The organism is Peribacillus psychrosaccharolyticus ATCC 23296, from assembly GCF_000305495.1.
Taxonomy (GTDB): domain Bacteria; phylum Bacillota; class Bacilli; order Bacillales; family DSM-1321; genus Peribacillus; species Peribacillus psychrosaccharolyticus.
This window is the reverse complement of record NZ_AJTN02000089.1, coordinates 1-2,340: the sequence shown is the minus strand read 5'-3', so window position 1 is coordinate 2,340 and position 2,340 is coordinate 1. Positions and strand designations below refer to the sequence as shown.

General features: G+C 32.5%; 3 protein-coding genes and 1 pseudogene. All 4 read right to left on the bottom strand.

Annotated elements, in window-relative coordinates:
• Nucleotides 1-290, bottom strand: a pseudogene (locus WYK_RS06090) (fructose-bisphosphatase class III); the annotation flags it as partial.
• A 308-nt stretch (nt 291-598) separates the two neighbouring features.
• Nucleotides 599-889 (bottom strand): YxcD family protein, encoded by a 291-nt coding sequence (locus WYK_RS06085; RefSeq protein WP_040373670.1) that lies wholly within the window; start codon nt 887-889, stop codon nt 599-601.
• Nucleotides 877-1,320: a hypothetical protein gene (locus WYK_RS06080; protein WP_051387340.1), complete on the bottom strand. Its 444-nt coding sequence runs from the start codon at nt 1,318-1,320 to the stop codon at nt 877-879. Before WYK_RS06080 ends, WYK_RS06085 begins: the two co-directional genes overlap by 13 nt.
• 170 nt (nt 1,321-1,490) lie before the next feature.
• On the bottom strand, nt 1,491-2,340 hold an 850-nt coding region (locus tag WYK_RS06075; protein WP_040373669.1), incomplete at its 5' end, for a LysR family transcriptional regulator.

Below are 2,340 nucleotides of genomic sequence, written 5' to 3'. Positions count from 1 at the left end.
GGTTTTAATTAACTTTAATTTCTCTTCAGGATAATAAACTAATGTCGCAAATTCATTGATTTCTTTTTCTAATAAGACATCTTGAAACAAGTCTTTAATTTTTCTTTTACATTTCCCGAGCCATTTCTCAACACATGCTGAAACGCCTGAAACTCCCCATGTAAATCACTGACAAAATGTTCAGTACCCTTTGGCAGATTAAGGATCGATTCCAGATTTATAATTTCTGTTGCTACTTTTTCTTCACAATCATATTTTTGGACAAGTAAGTCTAGATATTTTGAATTCAATTATATGTATCTCCTTTACAAAATTTATATTTAAGCTAATCGACTATGTAAATTAATAAAAAAACTAAGCATCAAATGCGAATGAGAACTCCCATTTATATAATTACAGTAACCTTACATACATTCTATTTTATACTATATAGTGAAACGATAGAAATATTATATTTTATAAACATTAAACCATGAGTACTTTGCCATGCCATTTAGACCAAGGTGAGCTTCTCAGCAAATACGTTGTTGATTCCTTTCATAATTATGATACAAAGTCATGAAAATAAAAAAAAGAGGCATAGCCTCTTTTCGTCCTTTTATTGAACGTATGCAATAATACCTTCATCTTCATCTAATTTAAGTTCAATCTTGGCAGCAAAAGGATCCCTATTCAGCTCATGCTCAATATAAAAGCGTAATGCTTCAATCATATTTGCTGTAATTAATATTTGAGATCTCCCATTAACATGTGCTTCTGCTGAGAACCCATAGTCATCATCATACATTAACTCAATTTCAACTTGTTCTGGGTTTACTCGCCTTTTATCAGCTATATAAACACAAAGTGAGTTAATGATTTCTTGTTCTGATATCTTTATCGTCTCCACGTTTCGTCTCCATCTCTTCTCGGACGGTTACTACGCGTGAAAATCTTTTTAATTAATCCGATGATAAGCACAATCACTAGTACATTCAATAAAAACCCCAGAATGGATCCCATAGCACCCATATTAGCCAGCAAGCTCCCGAATAATAATCCGGCGATACCGCCCAGCATCATGCTTTTCATAAATGAGCCTTTATTAAATGAATTAGTTTTTGTAGTTTTGGCATTGCTGTTTATTGATGATTTTTGTTTATTGACCGTTGATTTATTTTGATTGAAATTTGACTGATTGTTATTGGAATTAAAAGATTTTTTCCCTGAACGGTACGATTTTGCACTCACTTCATGTGAAGTTCCCACAAAGGTATGCTCAGCAATCGGAGCAAACACAAAGGTAACCAACATAAAAACAGTTAACAACTTCTTTAACAAACTAATTCCTCCTGTGATATTCTAGTATAGTTTTTTGTTAAACTAAGTTTCCCATATTTATATTTACGAATCAAGCAATAAGAAGTTTCACAAAGTTATAATTTTTCTATGACATTTTTAATATCTTAAAAAATTTTAATTTCTAAATTAAACCTGTTATCCCTCCTATATTATATATTTCCCTTTATCTTCTCAAAATAATTATGACAGTGTTCAATAAATGCCTTTGAAATCTGTGTAGGATAAAAATAGCGATGCTTTAGTAACCCAATTGTTCGTGTGAATTGGCCATTAATAATTTTGATATGCTTGATTTTATCCTCATATAAATTAACAGATGTCTCCGGTGTAAAAGCAGCACCACGTCCATTCTTTACAAGTTGTAATATGATTGTTGCTTCTTCTACTTCTACTTGATAAACAGGGGAATAACCAACAGATGAACAAAACTCATCAGTAAATTGACGAAAACTATATTGGTTTGTTAAACCGATAAATGGTAACTCTCTCAAATCTTTCATATCAATTGCTTCGAATTTCGCTTCTGGATACGATTTAGGTACTGTTAAAAATATTTCTTCCTCAAATAAAGGTACCCATTCGACATTTGGATGATCAATTTTCTCTGTAGTAATACACACATCATATTTGCCATATTCAATGAACTGAATTAAGTTTTCTTTCGATAAGGGCACTTGTGTATATTTAATTTGGGGATAGTCATCAAAGAACAAATCGATAATATTAGTAAACGTATAAGGCAGCGTTGTGACGATGGAAAGTTTCCCGCTTCCTTCACCACGCCTCTCTTCTAAACCACGTTCTAAGTCATGTATTTCCGCAAAGATCCGCTCTGCGCGCTTATATAAAAACTCCCCATTTTCATTCAAAGAAATGCGTTTCCCTCTTCTAAAAAACAAGTCCATTTCAAGTTCTGCTTCAAAATTGGTTAATGCTTTACTAAGCGCTGGTTGTGAAATAAAAAGCTCTTTTGCGGCAAGTGACATGTTTTCCAATTTC